14 protein-coding genes are annotated in these 18,493 nt (G+C 71.6%); 8 read left to right on the forward strand and 6 right to left on the reverse strand.

What is annotated here, in order from left to right; genetic code table 11:
• Positions 1–22 precede the first annotated feature (22 nt).
• The gene (locus F4560_RS37475) at positions 23–3,556 is read left to right on the forward strand and encodes an ATP-dependent helicase (protein ID WP_184929626.1); all 3,534 of its coding nucleotides are present in this window, start codon (positions 23–25) and stop codon (positions 3,554–3,556) included.
• Here the strand turns inward: F4560_RS37475 and F4560_RS37480 are convergent, their stop codons facing one another.
• Together F4560_RS37480 and F4560_RS37485 are read right to left on the reverse strand one after the other, a co-directional pair.
• The gene (locus F4560_RS37480) at positions 3,557–4,090 is read right to left on the reverse strand and encodes a hypothetical protein (RefSeq protein ID WP_184927801.1); all 534 of its coding nucleotides are present in this window, start codon (positions 4,088–4,090) and stop codon (positions 3,557–3,559) included. It abuts the gene before it with no gap.
• A gap of 79 nt (positions 4,091–4,169) precedes the next feature.
• Entirely contained in the window at positions 4,170–4,550 is a 381-nt protein-coding gene (locus tag F4560_RS37485) for a DoxX family protein (RefSeq protein ID WP_184927802.1), read from the reverse strand.
• 58 nt (positions 4,551–4,608) lie between these two features.
• On the opposite strand from F4560_RS37485, the gene F4560_RS37490 reads away from it, so the two are divergent.
• A complete protein-coding gene (locus tag F4560_RS37490; RefSeq protein WP_184927803.1) occupies positions 4,609–6,021 on the forward strand; it encodes a M20/M25/M40 family metallo-hydrolase in 1,413 nt (470 codons plus the stop codon).
• A complete protein-coding gene (locus F4560_RS37495) occupies positions 6,018–7,085 on the forward strand; it encodes a potassium channel family protein (protein WP_184927804.1) in 1,068 nt (355 codons plus the stop codon). Before F4560_RS37490 ends, F4560_RS37495 begins: the two co-directional genes overlap by 4 nt.
• Positions 7,086–7,159: 74 nt before the next feature.
• Here the strand turns inward: F4560_RS37495 and F4560_RS37500 are convergent, their stop codons facing one another.
• Both F4560_RS37500 and F4560_RS37505 read right to left on the reverse strand, forming a co-directional pair.
• Positions 7,160–8,563 (reverse strand): sensor histidine kinase, encoded by a 1,404-nt coding sequence (locus F4560_RS37500; RefSeq protein ID WP_312869709.1) that lies wholly within the window; start codon positions 8,561–8,563, stop codon positions 7,160–7,162.
• Entirely contained in the window at positions 8,560–9,237 is a 678-nt protein-coding gene (locus F4560_RS37505) for a response regulator transcription factor (protein WP_184927805.1), read from the reverse strand. Before F4560_RS37505 ends, F4560_RS37500 begins: the two co-directional genes overlap by 4 nt.
• A 959-nt stretch (positions 9,238–10,196) precedes the next feature.
• Between F4560_RS37505 and F4560_RS37510 the strand changes: the two genes are divergently transcribed.
• Positions 10,197–10,634: a hypothetical protein gene (locus F4560_RS37510; RefSeq protein ID WP_184927806.1), complete on the forward strand. Its 438-nt coding sequence runs from the start codon at positions 10,197–10,199 to the stop codon at positions 10,632–10,634.
• On the opposite strand, the gene F4560_RS37515 is transcribed toward F4560_RS37510, so the two are convergent.
• Both F4560_RS37515 and F4560_RS37520 read right to left on the reverse strand, forming a co-directional pair.
• Positions 10,604–11,509 (reverse strand): neutral zinc metallopeptidase, encoded by a 906-nt coding sequence (locus F4560_RS37515; protein ID WP_184927807.1) that lies wholly within the window; start codon positions 11,507–11,509, stop codon positions 10,604–10,606. The two genes, F4560_RS37510 and F4560_RS37515, sit on opposite strands and share 31 nt — an antisense overlap.
• 15 nt (positions 11,510–11,524) lie before the next feature.
• The gene (locus F4560_RS37520; RefSeq protein WP_184927808.1) at positions 11,525–12,517 is read right to left on the reverse strand and encodes a neutral zinc metallopeptidase; all 993 of its coding nucleotides are present in this window, start codon (positions 12,515–12,517) and stop codon (positions 11,525–11,527) included.
• Between the two features lie 579 nt (positions 12,518–13,096).
• On the opposite strand from F4560_RS37520, the gene F4560_RS37525 reads away from it, so the two are divergent.
• The 4 genes from F4560_RS37525 to nudC all read left to right on the forward strand — a co-directional run bounded on the left by F4560_RS37525 (position 13,097) and on the right by nudC (position 18,492).
• On the forward strand, positions 13,097–14,740 hold the full coding sequence (locus tag F4560_RS37525; RefSeq protein ID WP_184927809.1) for a DUF2207 domain-containing protein: 1,644 nt from the start codon (positions 13,097–13,099) through the stop codon (positions 14,738–14,740).
• A 97-nt stretch (positions 14,741–14,837) separates the two neighbouring features.
• Entirely contained in the window at positions 14,838–16,160 is a 1,323-nt protein-coding gene (locus tag F4560_RS37530; protein ID WP_184927810.1) for a M16 family metallopeptidase, read from the forward strand.
• Positions 16,157–17,545, forward strand: a complete 1,389-nt coding sequence (locus F4560_RS37535; RefSeq protein ID WP_184927811.1) for a M16 family metallopeptidase — start codon at positions 16,157–16,159, stop codon at positions 17,543–17,545. Before F4560_RS37530 ends, F4560_RS37535 begins: the two co-directional genes overlap by 4 nt.
• The gene (nudC, locus tag F4560_RS37540) at positions 17,542–18,492 is read left to right on the forward strand and encodes an NAD(+) diphosphatase (protein WP_184927812.1); all 951 of its coding nucleotides are present in this window, start codon (positions 17,542–17,544) and stop codon (positions 18,490–18,492) included. The genes F4560_RS37535 and nudC overlap by 4 nt, the downstream gene beginning before the upstream one ends.
• The last annotated feature ends 1 nt before the right edge of the window (position 18,493 follow it).

Below are 18,493 nucleotides of genomic sequence, written 5' to 3' on the forward strand. Positions count from 1 at the left end.
GATCGAACGTGCGGGTGAGCCGATGGCGCTCGCCGGTCCGTTCGAGGTCGCCGAAGCGCTGGGCCTGCCCAAACCCACCCCTGAGCAGGCGGCGGTCGTGTCCGCGCCCACCGCGCCGGCGCTCGTCGTGGCCGGCGCCGGGGCGGGCAAGACCGAGACGATGGCCGCCCGCGTGGTCTACCTGGTGGCGAACGGCTTCGTCACGCCCGAGCGGGTCCTCGGCCTGACGTTCACCCGCAAGGCCGCGCGGCAGCTGTCCGACCGGGTCAGGCTGAGGCTGCGCCGGCTGGGCGGCTCACCGCTGCTCGACCGGCTCGACCCGAGCGGTGAACGGCGTGCCGCGGTGCTGACCACCGAGCCGGTGATCCTCACCTACCACGCGTACGCGGGCAGGCTCGTCGGCGAACACGGCCTGCGGCTGCCCGTCGAACCGGGCGTGCGGCTGCTCACCGAGACGGCGGCGTGGCAGCTCGCGCACCGCGTGGTGTCGACGTGGGCGGAGGACATCGACACCGACAAGGTGCCCGCCACCGTCACCGGCTACCTGCTCGCGCTGGCCGGTGAACTGGGGGAGCACCTGGTCGAGCCGGGCGCGCTGCGCGAGCACGCCGAGTGGCTGTGCAACGTGATCGAGTCCGCGCCCAAGACGAAGCGGCAGGGCGACGGCATGCCGCAATCGTTGCAAGCGGTGATCAACGCCCAACGCCTGCGCGTCAACCTGCTGCCGCTGCTCGAGGCGTACCAGGCGCGCAAGCGGCGGGAAGCGGCGATGGACTTCGCCGACCAGATGTCCCTCGCCGCACGGCTGGCGTCCGAGCACCCGGAGGTCGTGCGCGGCGAACGTGAGCGCTACGGCGCCGTGCTGCTGGACGAGTACCAGGACACCGGCCACGCGCAACGCGTTCTGCTGCGTGCCCTGTTCGGGCGCGGGGAGCCGATGGCCGTGACGTCGGTGGGTGACCCGGCGCAGGCGATCTACGGCTGGCGTGGCGCGTCGGCGGCGAACCTGCCGCGGTTCGTGCACGACTTCCCGCCGGCGAGGAAGTTCGGGCTGCTGACCAGCTTCCGCAACCCGCCCGAGGTGCTGGCGCTGGCCAACGCCGTCTCCGCTCCGTTGCGCGCCATGGGTTTGGACGTGGACGAACTGCGTGCCCGTGAGGGCGCCGGTCCGGGTGACGTGCGGGTGGGCCTGTTCAACGACGTGCGCGAAGAACTGGACTGGGTGGCCGACACCGTCGCCGCGCAGTGGGAGGCGCACCTCGACACCAGCGACGAGCCGCCGACCGCCGCGGTGCTGGTGCGCCGGCGTTCGGACATGGCGAACATCGCGGCGGCGTTGCGGGAACGCGGGCTGCCGGTCGAAGTCGTCGGCCTCGGCGGTCTGCTGGACGAACCTGAAGTACGTGACCTGACCAGCGCCCTGCGCGTCCTGGTCGACCCGTTGGCCGGCACCGCCGCCGCCCGGCTCCTCACCGGCTCACGCTGGCGGATCGCCGCGTTCGACCTGGCGGCGCTGTGGACGCGCGCCCGTGACCTGGCCGGCGCGCCGAGCCGCCAGTCCGTGGTGGACGACCCGCTGGCCGTGCTGGCCGACGCCCTGCCCGGTGAACACGCCGAACTGGCCGGTCTCGCGGACGCGTTGGACGACCCGGGCGACCCGACCGCGTACTCCGCCGAGGGGTACCGCCGGATCCGTCGGCTGGGCGCGGAACTGTCGGCGTTGCGGCGACGCCTGGACCAGCCGTTGCCCGAACTGGTCGCCGACGTGGAACGCACCCTGCTGCTGGACATCGAGGCGATGGCCCGGCCGGGCGGCGTCGGCCGGGCGCACCTGGACGCGTTCGCCGACGTGGTGAACGACTTCGCCGCGGCCAGCCCGTCGGCCACCCTGCCCGCGCTGCTCGACTACCTGTACACCGCCGAACAGGCCGAGGACGGCCTCGAACCGGGCGAGGTGGAGGTGGCCGAGAACCGGGTGCAGGTGCTGACCATGCACTCGGCGAAGGGCCTGGAGTGGCACATCGTCGCCGTGCCGCACGTGGTGAAGGACGTGTTCCCGGGGCGGAAGAAGTCGTCCAGTTGGCTGCGTGCGGTGGCCGAGCTGCCCGCCGACCTGCGTGGTGACGCCGAGGACCTGCCGAAGCTCCGCATCGCCCCCGGCGCCAACCGCAAGGAGGTGGAGGAGGCGCTGACCGGGCACGAGGACGACTTCGACGCCCGGCGGCTGGTGGAGGAACGGCGGTTGCTCTACGTCGCGCTGACCAGGTCCGAGCACAGTTTGTTGGTGTCGGGGCACTGGTGGGGCGAGACGGGGGACAAGCCCAAGGGGCCGTCGGCGTTCTTGACAGAGATCCGGGAGTCGGTGCTGGCCGCCGATCACCCGCCGGCCGACATCGCGCACTGGGCGGCACGTCCGGCGGAGGACGAGCCGAACCCGTTGGCGTCGCAGACGAAAACCGCGCAGTGGCCCACCGACCCGCTAGGCAAACGCCGTGCGGCCGTCGCCGAGGGAGCCGAACTGGTCCTGGCCGCCCTCGACCGCCACCTCACCACCCCTCCCGCTCCGCCCACCCCGCTCGCTCCACCCGTCCCGTCCGACGACCTGCCCCCCGAACCGCCCGACTTCGAGCCACCACCCGACCCCCAGGACCACGACCCGCGCGAGTCGAACACCCAGGCCCCGCGAGTCGAACACTCAGGCCCCCCGAATTCCACATTCGAGGACCCCGAATCGGACGTGGAGCCCGGGTCGGACGCGGAGTCCGGGTCGGACGTGGAGCCCAGGTCGGACGTGGAGCCCGAGCCCGAACCGGAGTCCGAGCCCGGGTTCGAGGTAGAGGTCGGGTCCGAATTCTCAGGGTTCGAGGTGGAGCCTGAGGACGACCCCGACGGCTGGGCACGGGATGTCGATGTGCTTCTCGCCGAACGCGCCGCCGCGGCCGACCGTCGGGAACGCGTCCTCCTCCCCGACCACCTCTCGGTCAGCCAACTGGTCGAACTGGCCGCCGACCCGGACAGCCTCGCCCGCCGCCTGCGCCGCCCCCTGCCGTTCCCGCCCAACCCGCTGGCCCGCCGCGGCACGGCGTTCCACACGTGGCTGGAGCAGCGGTTCGGCGCGAGTCGCCTCTTCGACCTGGACGAACTGCCCGGCGCGGCCGACGAGGGCGCCGCACCGGACGCCGACCTCACCCGACTCCAGGAGGCGTTCCTGGCGAGCCGGTGGGCCGACCGCGTCCCGCACGACGTCGAGGTGCCGTTCGAAGCGAAGATCGACGGGCTGTCCGTGCGCGGCCGGATGGACGCCGTGTTCGCCGACGACGACGGCGGCTGGACCGTGGTCGACTGGAAGACCGGCGCCGTGCCGGACGACGACCGCCTGCCCGCGTTGTCGGTGCAGCTCGCGGCGTACCGGCTGGCGTGGGCGGCGTTGACCGGAACACCGGTCGAGAAGGTGCGGGCGGCGTTCCACTACGTCCGCCAGGACCACACGCTGCGCCCGGCCGACCTGCTGGACGCCGACGGCCTGCGCGAGCTGGTCCGTTCCATCCCGAACTAGCTAGCTGTTCACCCGCGCGTGTGCCGGGACTTCCTTCAACACCCGGTCGTAGAGCACTTCCAGCAGCCAACGCCCGAACAGCGACGGGCCGAACTCGGTCGACCGGTCCTCCGGCGGCACCATCAACTCGGCCACACCGGACGCGTCCACCCCGACCACGCCGATGCCGTAGTAGTCCAGCTCGATCAACGGCCACGACTGCGGACCCTGCGGCGCGGGCAGCACCACCGAGCACGGCGCGAGCGTCATCAACGTCCCGCACGACTGCAAGGCGCGGTCCACCGTGGACTCACCGACCAGGACCCCCACCAGCTCGACCGCGGGCACCGGCAGCTGGTCGTACGCGGCCGGCTCGAACCACGAGCGGAACCAGGACGGGTCCGCCTGGGGCGGCCAGCCGTTCGCGCTGCGCCACTCGTGCACGTCGGCACGGACCCGCACGACAGCCGACACCTGGTGACCAAGCACGGCGACGTCGGGAACGACGATGCCGCGCCAACCCAGCGCCGACGCGGCAAGGAGGAGCGGTTGCACTCGGGCATCCTAGGACTTGTTGCGGGTTCAATGACAGTCCCTCGGGCGCGCTGGGTGTCGAACCCAGTGCCGAGAGTGATCAGCTGGTTGAGCGCCCTACGCGCAGGGCCCACACGATGAGCGGCAGTTGGAGTGGCAACCGACCGTAGGCGACGGCCTTCACCTTGGGTGACTTCATCCGGTGGTCGTAGGCCATCTTGACGTTGGCCGGGAACACCGCCGCGAAGAATCCCGCCGCCAGCTTTCCGCCGACACCACGTGTGCGCGGCACGGCCACCGCCGCGGCCAGCGCCAACTCGGTGATCCCGGACAGGTACGTCCAGGTCCGAGGCTCGCCCGGCAGCACGTTCGGCACGATCGCGTCGAACGGCTTCGGCTTCGCGAAGTGCGCAACCCCGGAGGCGCCCAGCAGCCCCGCCAGCGCGAGCGCCGACCAGGTGCGGGAACGAGTGGGTTCCATGGGACCACCCTGTCATGTCGACCACCACGCTGCGCTCTCAGGGTTATCCTCCCGCATCGTGAGCGGTGATCCCGAAACTTCGGAACATGCCGAGCGTGCCGCCGTGGCCGCGTTCGCCGACGACTTCCTGGTCGGCCTGCGCGAATGGCTGACCATCCCGTCGATCGGCGCCGACCCGGCGCACCACGGTGACGTGAGAGCTTCCGCGCAGTGGCTGGCCGAGGCTTTGCGGCGCGACGGTTGGCCCGATGTCCGGGTCTGGGACGAGGGCCCCGCACTCCCCGCTGTCTACGCGTGCTGGCCCGCCGCTTCGCCGGAAGCGCCGACCGTGCTGGTCTACGGCCACCACGACGTGCAGCCGGTCGACCCGGTCGAGCAGTGGCACCACCCGCCGTTCGAACCGACGCTGATCGGCGAAGAGCTGTTCGGACGGGGTGCGAGCGATGACAAGGGGCAGGTCGCGATGCACCTGCTCGGGCTGAAGGCGCACCTCGCGGCGACCGGCGCGGCACAGCCCGCGGTGACGTTGAAGCTGTTGATCGAGGGTGAGGAGGAGTCCGGTTCGCCGCACCTGACCCGGCTCCTCGACCAGCACCGCGACGACCTCGCGTGTGACTTGGTCGTGTTCACCGACACGCCGCTGTACGGGCGTGACGCGCCGACGATCTGCACCGGCCAGCGCGGGGTCTACGGCGCGGAGGTGGTGTTCACCGGTGGGACGTCGGACGCGCACTCCGGGCGGATCGGCGGCAGCGTGCCCAACCCGGCGACCGCCATCGCGCGGTTGGTCGCGGCCCTGCACGACTCCTCGGGGCGGGTGCAACTGCGGGATTTCTACGCCGATGTGACAGAGCCGACGGAGGCCGAACGCGTCGACTACGCCGCGTTGCCGTTCGACGAGGCGGTGTGGCTGGCGAACGCGGGCGGCGCGCAGGGGCTGGCCGGCGAGCCCGGCTGGTCCACGTTGGAACGGGTTTGGGTGCGCCCCACCGCCGAGGTCAACGGCATCCACGGCGGGTACACCGGGCCGGGTCTGAAGACGATCGTGCCGGCGCAGGCGTCGGTGAAGCTGTCCTTCCGGCTCGTGCCCGATCAGCGACCGGAGCGGATCGCGGACGCGTTGCGCGAGTTCGTCCTCCAGCACACGCCGGACGGGCTGCACGCCGAGGTGATCTCGCGCGGTGACGGTGTGCCGCCGTATGCGGTGGACGTGTCCCACCCGGCGGTGGGCGCGGTGCGTGACGCGGTGCAGGCCGTGTTCGAGGAGCCGGTGAGGTTCAGCCGGACGGGTGGCTCCGGTCCGGCCGCTCTGCTGCACGGCTGGCTCGGGGTGCCGGTCGTTTACCTCGGCGCGACGTTGCCGGATGATCGCATCCACGCGCCCAACGAGCGCGTCGTCGTCCCACTGCTGCTCCGCGGCGCCGAGGCGGCAGCCCGGTTGTGGCGGCTACTCCCGGAGAGGTTGTCATGATCCGCCGATTGCATCCCGGCGAGGCGTTGGCCAGCCGGCCGGGGCACTCGCTGGTCGGTGTGATCAGGATGCCGGACGTGGTGCAGAGCCCTGTCCGGGCGATCCTGAAACGCGTCATCGGGGCCCTCACCGCGTTGATCGCGGCCGTCCTGATCGTCTACTTCGACCGTGACGGCTACCGTGACGTCAACGGCGACGGAATGTCCTTGTTGGACGCCGTGTACTACGCCACGGTGTCGCTGTCGACCACCGGATACGGTGACATCGCGCCCGCCAGTTCGTCGGCCAGGCTCGTCAACGTTCTGGTGATCACCCCCTTGCGGGTGCTCTTCCTGATCGTCCTGGTCGGTACGACCCTCGAAGTGCTCACCGAGCGTTCGCGGCAGGCGCTGCGCATCCAGAAGTGGAGGACCAAGGTGCGGGACCACGTGGTCGTCGTCGGGTACGGCACGAAGGGCCGGTCCGCGGTCAGCGCCCTGATGGGCGATGGGGCGGAGCCGGGTTCGATCGTCGTGGTCGACACCACGCAGGAGGCCTTGGACGCCGCGTCCGCGATCGGGTTGGTGACCGTGCACGGGTCGGGAACCAGCAACGACGTGCTGCGCGTTGCCGGCGTGCCGCGGGCGCGGGCCGTGGTCGTGGCGGCGAACCGTGACGACACGGCGGTTCTGGTGACGCTCACGGCTCGTGAGTTGGCGCCGAAGGCCCAGATCGTGGCGTCGGTGCGGGAGCGGGAGAACGAGCACCTGCTGCGCCAGTCCGGTGCGGACTCGGTCGTGGTGTCCAGTGAGACGGCGGGCAGGTTGCTGGGCATGGCGACGGCCACGCCGTCCGTGGTGGACATGGTGGAGGACCTGCTCACGCCGGATGCCGGGCTGGCCATCGCGGAACGTGACGTGGAGCCGGCCGAGATCGGTGGGTCGCCGCGGCACTTGCCGGACATCGTGCTGGGCGTGGTGCGCGACGGCAAGCTGTACCGGGTGGACGCTCCGGAGGCGGACGCGGTGGAAGCGGGTGACCGGCTCCTCTACGTCAAGAAGGTCACCCCGCCGAAGGAAGCCTGAACGCTCGTCGGCCATGACGCCTCGGCCGGGTTCGAGGTGGGCACACGCTGCGTGCCTGGCGGCGCCTGCCGGGCTCACTCCGCGAGCGGGATGCGCACCAGGAAAGCTGCTCCTCGGCGCACGATTCTCTCGTCCGCGCCGGCTGTAGCGGTTTCCGCGCCCTCGCCCGCACCTGTATCGGGGTTCGGGTTCGGGTTCGACGAGGCGGTGCCGTGCGGGGCGCCGTTGTGATACCAGCCGCCGACACCGACGTCGGCCGGTGCGACGCATGACAGTTCGCCGCCGTGTGCCCGCACCACACCGCGCGCGATGGGCAGCCCGAGCCCCGAACCCCCGGAACGCTGGTCCCTGGCCTCGTCCAGCCGGACCAAACGGTCGAAGATTCGTTCGCGGTTCTCCGGCGGCACGCCCGGCCCGTCGTCCGACACGACCAGCAGCGCGAAGCTGCCCGCCGTCGACACCGACAACCGCACCCGACCCGTCGGCCCGGTGGCTTGGCGGGCGTTGTCGGCCAGGTTGGCCAACACCTGCGCCAACCGTTGCGGGTCGCCGGAGACGAACGTCGGCTCGCCTTCAGCGGCGATGTCGAAGTCGGGCGCGAGCAACTGCGTCCGCCCCACCTCGGCCTCGGCCAACGCCAGCAGGTCCACCTGCTCGCGGTGAAGTTCGAGACCGGCCTCGATCCTGGCCAACGCGAGCAGGTCGTCCACCAGCCGCCCGGCCCGCCGCGACTCCCGCACGAGCAACAGGTTCAACCGCTCCCGCTCCTCCGCGGTCGCGGTCTGCATCAGTGCCTCGGCCACCGCCTGCACGCCCGCGATGGGCGTCCGCAGCTCGTGCGCCGCGTCGGCGACGAACCGCTTCGTCCGCTCCTCCGATCCCTCCAACGAGTCCAGCATGTCGTCGAACGCGGCAGCCGTCCGGCCGAGTTCGTTGTCCGCCCGCGACGGGTTGAGCCGGTGCCCCCGGTCACCGCGGGCGATCGAGCGGGCCAGTGTGGTCATCGTGTCCAACGGCGCCAAGGCCCGCTGCACCACCCACACCATCGCCGCGGCCGTCACCGCCAAGGCGCCGAACCCGACCACCATCAACAACCGCCGCAACCGCGTCTGCGCGGCGGCGATCATGGATTCCGCGGCGTACATCGTGATCTTCGACCCGTCGATCAACTCCCGGCTGAACTCGTTCGCCACCTTCCCGTCCGGCGCCTGCCCGAACACCGTGCCGTCGGGCATGACCAGCAGGACCTCCACGCCCCGGCCTTCCAGCCGGCGCACCAGATCCGCCCCGCGCACCCGCTGCTTCACCAGTTGCTGCGCCACTCGCGACTTCTCCAGCAACGCGGTGTCGACGTCCCGTTTGGACTGGGTCGCGAACAGCGCGTCCACCGACAACACGACTCCGATCAGCACCACGCCCAGCACGCCGATCGCGGAGAGCGTGACCCGCCGGCGCAGCGAGACGGTCCGCAGGCTCACGCGTCGTCCGCCCTGAGCACGTAGCCGAGCCCGCGCACGGTGTGCAGCAACCGCGGACCGTGCTCCTCCAACTTCCGGCGCAGTGCGCTGACGTGCACCTCCACCAGGTTCGGGTCGTAGTCCTCGTAACCCCACACCGCGGTGAGGATCTGGGTCTTCCCCACCACCCGCCCGCGCTGCGCGGCCAGGTACCGCAGCAGCCGCAGTTCGGTGGCGGTCAACTCGACCGCCACGTCGCCCCGCAGCACCACCGCCGAATCGGCGTCCACCACCAGGTCGCCGATCTGCAAGGTGGACGGCGTCCGTCCCAGCCGCCGCAGCACCGCACTGACCCGCGCGACCAGTTCGGCCAGCACGAACGGCTTCACCACGTAGTCGTCCGCACCCCGATCGAGCCCGCGCAGCCGATCGGACACCCCGTCCCGGGCGGTCAACATCACCACCCCGGCCCCGCTACTGCGCCGGATGACCTCCAGGAGCATGAAGCCGTCCCGACCGGGCAGCATCACGTCGAGCACGACCAGATCCGGGCGGAACCGGGCCAACTCGCCCTCCAGCTCACGTCCGTCCGGACGGACCTGAACCTGGTAGCCCGCGCCCCGCAGGGCGGAGCTCACCGCGGCGCCAATCGCCTCCGCGTCCTCGATCACCAGCACTCTGGCAGCAGTCGACACCTCCACATTCTGCGTCTCGGCGCGTGTCACGGGGGCAATTCCCGGTGGCAGGTCATTGCGAGCCGGGGTTCTGGGCCGGCCTCCACCGCTGTCGGCGCGAACTGGGAGGAGGCCGGTGTCCACAGGAGAACGGCGGACTCGTCGTTCTCGGTCGGGGTGTTGGGCCGTGGGCGTGGGGTGCGGGCCGTGGGTGTGCGGCGTGGGTGTGGGCCGTGGGTGTGGGCCGTGGGTGTGGGTGTGCGGCGTGGGTGTGGGCCGTGGGTGTGGGCCGTGGGTGTGGGGGTGGGGCGTGGGTGGCGGGCGTGGAGTGTGGGGTGGCGGTGGGCCGGGCGTGTGGCGCGTGTGGCGGTGGGTCGGCCGTGTGGCTCGGGTGGCTGTGGGCGTGTAGGCGGGTGGCGATCGACCGGGCGGCGCTTGGCGGGCTGGGTCGCGCTGTGGCCAGTCCGTGTTGCGTTGTGGACGGTGGTGGTGTGGACGGTGGCGGCGGTCGGCCCCGGGGGCGCGTTCGGCGGGGACTGAAGGGCTACCCGCCTGGCGGTGGGGCGGGGCCGGGTCGTCTTGGCCGGATTCGTCTGCGGACTCGGGCTCGGGTTTGAACTCGGGTTCGGGTTCGGGGTGGCCGGATTCGGTGGCTTCGCCCGTGTGCCGTGCCGCTCCACCACGGCGAGCCGACCCAGGGCCGGGCATCTCGGCACCGCGCTCGGTAAGGCATCCGGCGGTGGGTCGGCGGGCGGGTGGGCTCGGTGACCTTGGAGGTGACCTTGGAGGTGACCTTGGCGGTGAGCTTGGCGGTGAGCTTGGCGCCGACTTTCGGGGTGGCTTTCCGGCTGAAGTCCATGGCTCCAGTGTCGAACAGGCGTTCGAGGTGTGCAAGATCACGATCGAGTGATGTTTCAGGCTGCGGAGAACAGTCGTCGCCCGCACGACAACCGGCCACTCCGTCTGCGACCATCCACGCTGTGGCGGTTCCGCGAAGCCCGGTCGCATGGGCGTTGGTGCTGCTGGTCGTGGGCCTCGCGGGCGTCGCGGCAGCGGTCGCGTTGTGGTGGCCGCGAACGTCCTCCGAGGTCCACCGGGTCGCCGCTACCGTCGTCACCCCCGCATCCTGCGGCGACCCGGACGCCTACGACCGGGTCGAACTCAAGATCGACGACCAGACCCACACCGCGAAGCTCGACGGCTGCGGCCACCAGCGGAACGAGGTGGTGGAGGTCGTCGTCCCCGCAGACACCAGCGGCGAGTTCACCGTGCAGGCAGCCACCACCACGCCCGAGGGCATGCCGCTCGAAACCAGGCTGACCGTGATGCTGATGTGCCTGAGCGGTCTCGCCGGCGGCCTCTACGCCTACCTGTGGACCGCGCGCGGTCAGCCGACGGCTTCCGCCGAAGCCGCGTAGGTGTTGCACGACGACGTGACGCCCGTGGTGAACCCGTGCGACGCCCACACACCCTGGTTGTCCGGGCTGCCGTGCGCGTTCTTCTCCGGCGGTTCCTCCATCGCGTAGTGGAAGTCCTCCGCCGCCTCCTCGGCCAGCCCCGGCCCGATCGACCCGGACGCCGCCACCAGGAACATCCCGGCGAAGCAGTTCGCCTGCAACTCGATCCGCCGCGACATCTCCAGGCCCGCCGGCGTCTCCTCGCCCGCGTCCACGATCTTGCTGTCCGCCGCGCGCAGCATCCCCGTCAACGCCTGCACGTGGTGCCCGTACTCGTGCGCCAACGTCGCCAGGTGGGACCCCGCACGGTCACCGCCACCGTTGTCACGCAGCCGCTGCGTGGGCATGTAGATCGTCCTGTTGCGACCGCAGTAGTACGCGACCGCCTCGCTCTCCGCGGGCGCCGTGCCGCACGGACCGTCGGTCAGGTCCGGCGCCGTGTCCAGCGCGGGCGGGTCGAACGGCAGGTTCGCCTGCACGAGCGCCGGCTGCCACGCCTGGTCCAGGCACGTGACCCCGGCCTTGTAGTACGCCGACAGCTCCGGGTCCGACAGCCCGAACACCGGCAACGCGCACGTCACCGAAGGCAACCGGGTGGGCGTGACGAGTAGCGGGTGGTCGGCCAGCCGGTGCACCGCGCGCGGCCTGGGCGGCTCGGCCGGCGTGGATTGCGCGACCGGCGATCCGGCGTCCGGTGCCGCCACCGCCCGGCCGTTGATCCGCCGGGTCGTTTCGAGCTGCGTGATCCCGCCGAGGCCCAAGACGCACAACACGATCAACGAGAACACACCGATGAGGACGATCGGGTTGTTCTTGGGCTCCTCGGGCGTGTGCACGGTCCTCCAGTCGGGTCAGCTGACGTCCGCCGCGCTCGCTACCCAAGTGTTGCACGCGCTCGTCTCGTTGTTCTTAAAGCCGTGGTTCACCCACGCAGAGTTTCGCTCGGGCGAGCCGTGGTCCCGATTGGGGTAAATCGGGTAGTCACCACGGTTACCGGCGTCCGTCAGCGCCACCGAGATGACGTCCGCGGGGATCGCGCCGTGCGACAGGGGCGCCAGCGTCATGCCGCCGAAGCACGTCGCCTGGAGCTCCTTGCGCCGGTTCAGGTCGAGGCCTTCCGTGGTGTCCCAGCCGCCCTTGTCGTACTGGGCCTGGCCGGACGCGCGCAGGATGCCGGACAGCCACTGGACGTGGTGGCCGTACTCGTGCGCGAGCTGCCCGAGGTACTTGCCTGGGTGGTTGGGGTTCGCCGCGCCCTGCTCGTTCGCGTAGTGGTTCGGCGTCCAGTAGATCGTGCCGTCGCAGTACATGGCGGTGCGGTCCGGGCCCATGGAGCCGCACGTGTTGGTGATCTGGGACGTCACCATGACCAGTTCCACTGGCTGGTACGGCAGGTTCGCGCGCTGGAACGACGGCTTCCACATCGCCTCGATGCACGGCAGCGCGGCCCGCAGGAACCGGTCCTGGCCGGCGGGCGAGTAGTCCATGCCGGGCAGCGGGCAGCCTTCGATGTTGAACGCGCCGAGGCCCGCCGCGTGGATCGGGTTGTCACCCAGCGCGATGACGGCCTTGGGGCCGGCCTTCGGCTCGCTGGTCGACGTGGAACGCCTGCTGCTCGCCGTCGTGGTCGTCGTGGTGGTGGTGCCGGTTGTCGTCTTCGTCGTCGGCTCGGGCGTGTACGTGTAGCTCGCGTACCCGGCGGTGCCGGAATCACGTGCCTGGTCGGAGCCCCTGTTCGCGGCGATGATGCCGATGGCGGCGATGGCGACCACGAGGAAGCCGATCATCAGCAACGCCACCACCGGGCCGCCGCTCTTCTTCTGCGGCATCGGCGGGTACGGCATCGGGGGTGGACCCCAGCCGGGCGGCTGTCCGGGCGGCGGGCCCCAGTTCGCGGGCGGTGGCTGAGGGGCGGCCATCGGCGGCGGATTCGAGGGGGCCTGCTGCGGCCAGGAGCCCTGGCCGGGCCACGACGGCTGCTGGTGGGGTTGGGCACCGGTCTTCGGGTACTGCTGCGTCGGTTGGGGGCCGGTCTGCGGGTACTGCGCCGGGGACTGCTGGTGGGTCTGGGGGCCGGTCTGCGGGGACTGCGTCGGCTGCTGGTGGGGCTGCGGCCCGGTCGGGGGGTACTGCTGCGTCGGCTGCGGACCGGTCGCCGGGTACGGCGTCGAGGGCTGCTGCGTCGAGGGTTGCGTCGGGGGCTGCTGCGCAGGCCACTGGCGGGTCGGTTGGGGCTGCTGGGCCGGTGGGGTTTGGTGTGGTTGTCGGGGGTGCAGAGGGGCTGGCATCGGCGGCGGCCCGACCGGTCGTGGTGGCGGCCAGCCACCCGGCGGCGGTGGTTGCGTCATCGCTGGTGGTCCCCCATATCGCGGATGCCCGAATCAGCACAAGAGCTTAGGGGAACTCCGCTATTCTCCGCGGCCGTGTTGAAAAACTGGGGAGCGGCTGCCATCTGCGCGGTCGCGCTGTGCGCGGGCAGCGGCACAGCGGCGGCGCAACCGAGCAGTGCGGCCGGTCTGCCAGGGACGGTCGGCGCCGACGTGCGGCTCAAACTGGAGCGCGACGGCAGGCTGAGCGTGACCGAGGTGGTCACCGTCCCCGAGGGCGCGACGGCCAACCGGGTCGTCCCGCTCCGCGTCCCGGTCGCCGACCACCGGGATCGCGTGTTCGAGGTCAGCGACGTGACTGTCGAGGGCGAGGGCAAGGGCACGGCTACAGCATCGGCCGACGAGCTGACGATCGCACTACAAGCCGGCACATCGACGGTCAAGTACTCGGTAGTGGGAACCGTCGCCAAGATCGGTGACACGCTGGAGTTGCGCTGGCAGCCCGCGAGCGGCTGGGACACCGCGCTCGACTCGGTGAAGGTCTCCGTGATCACGCCGGACGTGCCGAAGTCGGTGAGCTGCCTGGCCGGTGAGCCCGGCACGGCCAAGCCGTGCACCAGTGCCGACCTGGGCGACGGCCGCGGCGTGCGGGCGACCGAGATCAGCCTGGGCGCCGGTGAGCGGATCGACGTGACGGTCGGCTTGCAGGAGGGCGCCGTGCCCGCCAACGCGCGGGTGGAGGAGACGTCCGGGCTGCTGGCGGCGTTCGCGCTGACACCGGCGACCGGCGCCGGGCTCGGTGGGCTGGTCCTGCTGCTGCTCGCCGGCGGGACGGCGCTCTGGTACCTCCGCGGCCGTGACTCGCGTGCGTTGGGAGGTGCCGTCGGACCGGTGAACGTGCTGGTCACCGACGGTTCGGGGCGGATGGCGTTCGCCTCTCCGGACGGCGTGCTGCCAGGTCAGGTGGGGACCGTGGTGGACGAGCACGTGGACGTGGTGGACGTGACCGCCACGATCGTGGACCTCGCGGTGCGCAACTACGTGTGGATCGAGGAGGTCGACGGGCACGACTGGCGGTTCGTGCGGCGCAACCCGGCCGACCCGTCGTTGTCGGGGTACGAGCGCGCTGTGTACGAGGCGTTGTTGCCCGACGGGGTGGACGTGGTGCTGCTGTCGGAGCTGCGGGGCAGGCGGATCGACCTGTCCCGGGTGCGGGACGCGCTGTACGTCGACGTGGTGGCGAAGAACTGGTTCGCCCGGCGGCCGGATGCCGAGCGGAACCTCTGGTGGTGGGCCGGGGTCGGGCTGGGCGTGGCCGGCGTGGCGCTGACGGTGGTGTTGGCGCTGATCGGGGCGGCGGCGTTGTTCGGGCTGGTGGCCGTGGTCGCCGGTGTGGCGTTGGCCTTGGGCGCGCGCTCGATGCCGGCGCGGACCAAGCGGGGCAGTGCGCTGTTGGAGCACGTGCGCGGGTTGCGCGGGTACTTGCAGACGGCGACTCCGCAGGACATCCCGGACGGCGACCGGGAGATGGTGTTCTCGCGCTCGCTGCCGTACGCGGTGGTGTTGGGGGAGACGGAGCGGTGGTTGGCGACGTTCGCCGGCACGCGGCCGGGGCTGTACTGGTTCGGCGAGGCGGAGGAGGGCGGTGACCTGCGGCGGTTCGCGCAGCGGTTCCCGACGTTCCTCGGGGCGCTGGACGGCGTGCTGGCCCAAGCCGGACATTTGAGATCGCTCGGATAAAAACCGGACCAGGTCGTTCGCGTTGGGCGTAGCGGGAGGTCGTGGGGGCCGGGTGACCATCGAGCCCGGTGTCGGGGTCAACCCGTAGGCTGCGTGCATGGCGCTACCCGAACTGCACAGGTTCACGCTTCCCAACGGTCTGCGGGTGGTGCTCGCACCCGATCGCAGCGCCCCGGTCGTGGGGGTGAGCGTGCACTACGACGTGGGCTTCCGCTCCGAGCCCGAGGGGCGGACGGGGTTCGCGCACCTCTTCGAGCACCTCATGTTCCAGGGCAGCGAGAGCCTGGAGAAGCTGGCCCACTTCCGGCACGTGCAGTCGTCGGGCGGCACGTTCAACGGGTCCACCCACCCCGACTACACCGACTACTACCAGGTGCTGCCGTCGGCGGCGCTGGAGCGCGCGCTGTTCCTCGAAGCGGACCGCATGCGGGCGCCGAAGATCACCGAGGAGAACCTCCGCAACCAGATCGACGTGGTGAAGGAGGAGATCCGGCTCAACGTCCTCAACCGACCGTACGGCGGGTTCCCCTGGATCCTGCTCCCGCCGGTCCTGTTCCAGACCTTCCCGAACGCGCACAACGGCTACGGCGACTTCACCGACCTGGAGAACGCCACGGTGGACGACTGCGCCGCGTTCTTCGACACGTACTACGCGCCGGGCAACGCCGTGCTGACGGTGGCCGGCGACTTCGACCCCGAGGGCGCGAAGGCACTCGTCGAGAAGCACTTCGGCGACGTGCCCGCCCGTCCGGTGCCGGTCCGGCCGTCGTTCGCCGAGGCAGCGCCGAAGGGCGAGATCCGCGCCGAGCACACCGACAAGCACGCGCCGATGCCCGCCATCGCCCTGGGCTACCGCATCCCGGACCCGGTGACCGAGGTGGACGCCTACCTCAGCTACCTGGTGCTGGCTGGTGTGCTGACCGACGGCGACGGGTCGCGGCTCCAGCAGCGGCTGGTGCACCAGGACGCGATCGTGGTGGACGTCGGCGCCGGGTGCGGTCTGTTCGGGCCGTTGGAGGCGCGCGACCCCGACACGTTCAGCATCACCGCGATCCACCCGCCGGAGATCACTTCCGAGCAGGTCATCGCGGCGGTGGACGAGGAGCTGCTGCGGCTGGCCGAGGAAGGGCCGAGCGAGCAGGAGCTGGCCAAGGTCACCGCGCGCTGGGTGTCGACCATGCACCGCGAGCACGACCGGCTGACCAGCCGGACGCTGGGGCTCGGGTCGGCCGAACTGCTGTTCGGGCAGGCCGAGCTGCTGTACGAGCTGCCGGCGAAGCTGGCCGCCGTCACCACCGACGAGGTGGCCGCGGCGGCGAAGGCGCTGCGTCCGGACGCGCGCGCTGTGCTGCTCCTCAAGCCCGCCCAGAGCGTTGAAGAGAACGAGACCGCACAGACTGCCGACGGAGGTACCGAGTGAGCGCCCCGACCAAGCACCGCAGCGCCGAGGAGATCGGCCGTACGGCGCTCGGGCCTCGCCCGTTCCCGGAGCTGGGCGAGCAGCGGGCCGCCGCGGACATGGAGACCGTCGACACCACGCTGGCCAACGGCCTGCGCGTGATCGCGGTGCGCCGGTCGTCGGTGCCGATGGTGGAGGTGCGCCTGCGCATCCCGTTCGGCGACCCGGCCTCCAGCAGCGTCGGCTCGACCCACTCGGCGCGCGCCGAGGTGCTGGCGAACACGATCCTCACCGGCACCGCGACCCGCAGCCGGGTGGACGTGGACACCGAGCTGGCGCTCGTCGGCGGCGAGCTGGACGCGGTGGTCGACCCGGAGCGGCTGGCCTTCTCCGGCAACGCGCTGATGTCCGGTTTCGACACCGTGCTGGACGTGCTGCGGGACGTGCTCACCGGCGCGACCTACCCGGCCGGCGAGGTCGAGCGGGAGCGGGCGCGGCTGGTCGAGCGGATCCGGTTGGCGCGGTCGCAGCCGAACGTGATCGCGCGGGAGGCGTTGCAGCGCCACCTGTACGGCGACCACCCGTTCGCCAAGGAGATGCCGGAGGCGGACGAGGTCGCGGCGGTGTCCCAAGAGGACGTTCGCGCGCTGCACTCGACGGCCGTGCTGCCGCGCGGCTCGGTGATCGTGGTCGTGGGCGACATGGAGCCGGACGCGGCGGTGCGCGCGGTCGAGGGCGCGTTGGGCGGCTGGACCGGTGAGGGCACCGCGGTGACGTTGTCGCCGTTGCCCGTCGTCCAAGGCGGTGACGTGGTGCTGGTGCACCGGCCCGGCGCCGTGCAGTCGCAGATCCGGCTGGCCGGGCGCGGCCTGGTGCGCACCGACGAGCGGTACCCGGCGATGCAGCTGGCGAACCTGGTGTACGGCGGCTTCTTCTCCTCCCGGCTGGTGGAGAACATCCGCGAGGACAAGGGCTACACGTACAGCGCGCGCTCGCACTCGGAGTTCACGCCGGGTGGGGCGACGCTGCTGGTGGACGCCGACACGGCGAGCGAGGTGACGGCGGCGGCGCTGCTGGAGACCAGGTACGAGCTGGGCCGGATGGGCCTGGTGCCGCCGTCGGAGTCCGAAGTGGACACCGCGCGCCGGTACGCGATCGGCTCGCTGCTGACGGCGACGTCGTCGCAGGGCGGGCTGGCGTCGTTCCTGATGAACCTCGCCGGCCTGGGCCTGGACATCGAGTGGTTCACCGGGCATCCCCGCCGCTTGGCGGCCGTCACCGTCGAGCAGGTCGCCGCGGTGGCGCTGGAGTTCTTCGCGCCGACCGCGTTCACCGGCGTGCTGGTGGGCGACGCCGATCTGCTGGCTCCGCAGCTGCGGGCGTTGGGCGGCGTGACCCTGCCGTGAGTTTCGAGCTGGTGGAGCTGCCGGCCCTCTCGCGGTTCACCGTGGACCGGCGGGAACCGTTGCGTGGTGACGCACAGCGCATCGCGCAGTTGTGGCCGAAGTCCCGCGTCATCACCGTGGACGCGCAGGGCCGCACGCTGGTGGCCGACCAGGCGTCGCGCCTGGTCGACCACCCCGCCACGGAGTTCGGCGACGGTCCGCCGGACACCTCCGTGCTCCTCGGCGAGCAGGACGGCGTGGCGTACTGGGCCGTTCCGCTGACCGAGGACGAGACGGACGTCAATGCGCCCACCGGTCGGGCGTGGAGCGGGCCGGAGCTGACGGACGAGCCGCAATGGCTCGATCTGCGGGCGTGCGGCGCGATGCTGGACGACACCGGCGCGGGCCTGTTCACGTCGGCGGTGGCGTTGTTCCACTGGCACCGTTCGGCGAAGTTCTGCGCGGCGTGCGGCGGGCAGACGGACTCCATCAAGTCGGGGTGGGCGCGGGCCTGCGAGGAGTGCGGGCGCGAGGAGTACCCGCGCACCGACGCGGCGGTGATCTGCCTGGTGCACGACGGCGCGGACCAGGTGCTGCTCGCCCGTGGCGAAGGGTGGCCCGAGGCGCGCTACTCGGTGCTGGCCGGGTTCGTCGAGGCCGGCGAGTCGCTGGAGGCGTGCGTGGCGCGGGAGATCGAGGAAGAGGTCGGCGTCCAGGTCGGCGCCATCCGCTACCTCGGTAGCCAGCCGTGGCCGTTTCCCCGGTCGTTGATGGTGGGGTTCGAGGCGGTGGCCGACCCGACCGAGCCGCTGCTGCTCGCGGAAGGCGAGATCGCGCAGGCACGGTGGGTCAGTCGGGCCGACGTGAGGCAGGCGCTCGCCGAGCCGGGCAGCGTGCCGGACCTGCTGCTCGCGCCGGGGGCGTCCATCGCCTACCGGATGATCCAGTCGTGGGTGGCCGCGGGCTGAC

It is taken from the genome of Saccharothrix ecbatanensis, from assembly GCF_014205015.1.
Classification (GTDB): domain Bacteria; phylum Actinomycetota; class Actinomycetes; order Mycobacteriales; family Pseudonocardiaceae; genus Actinosynnema; species Actinosynnema ecbatanense.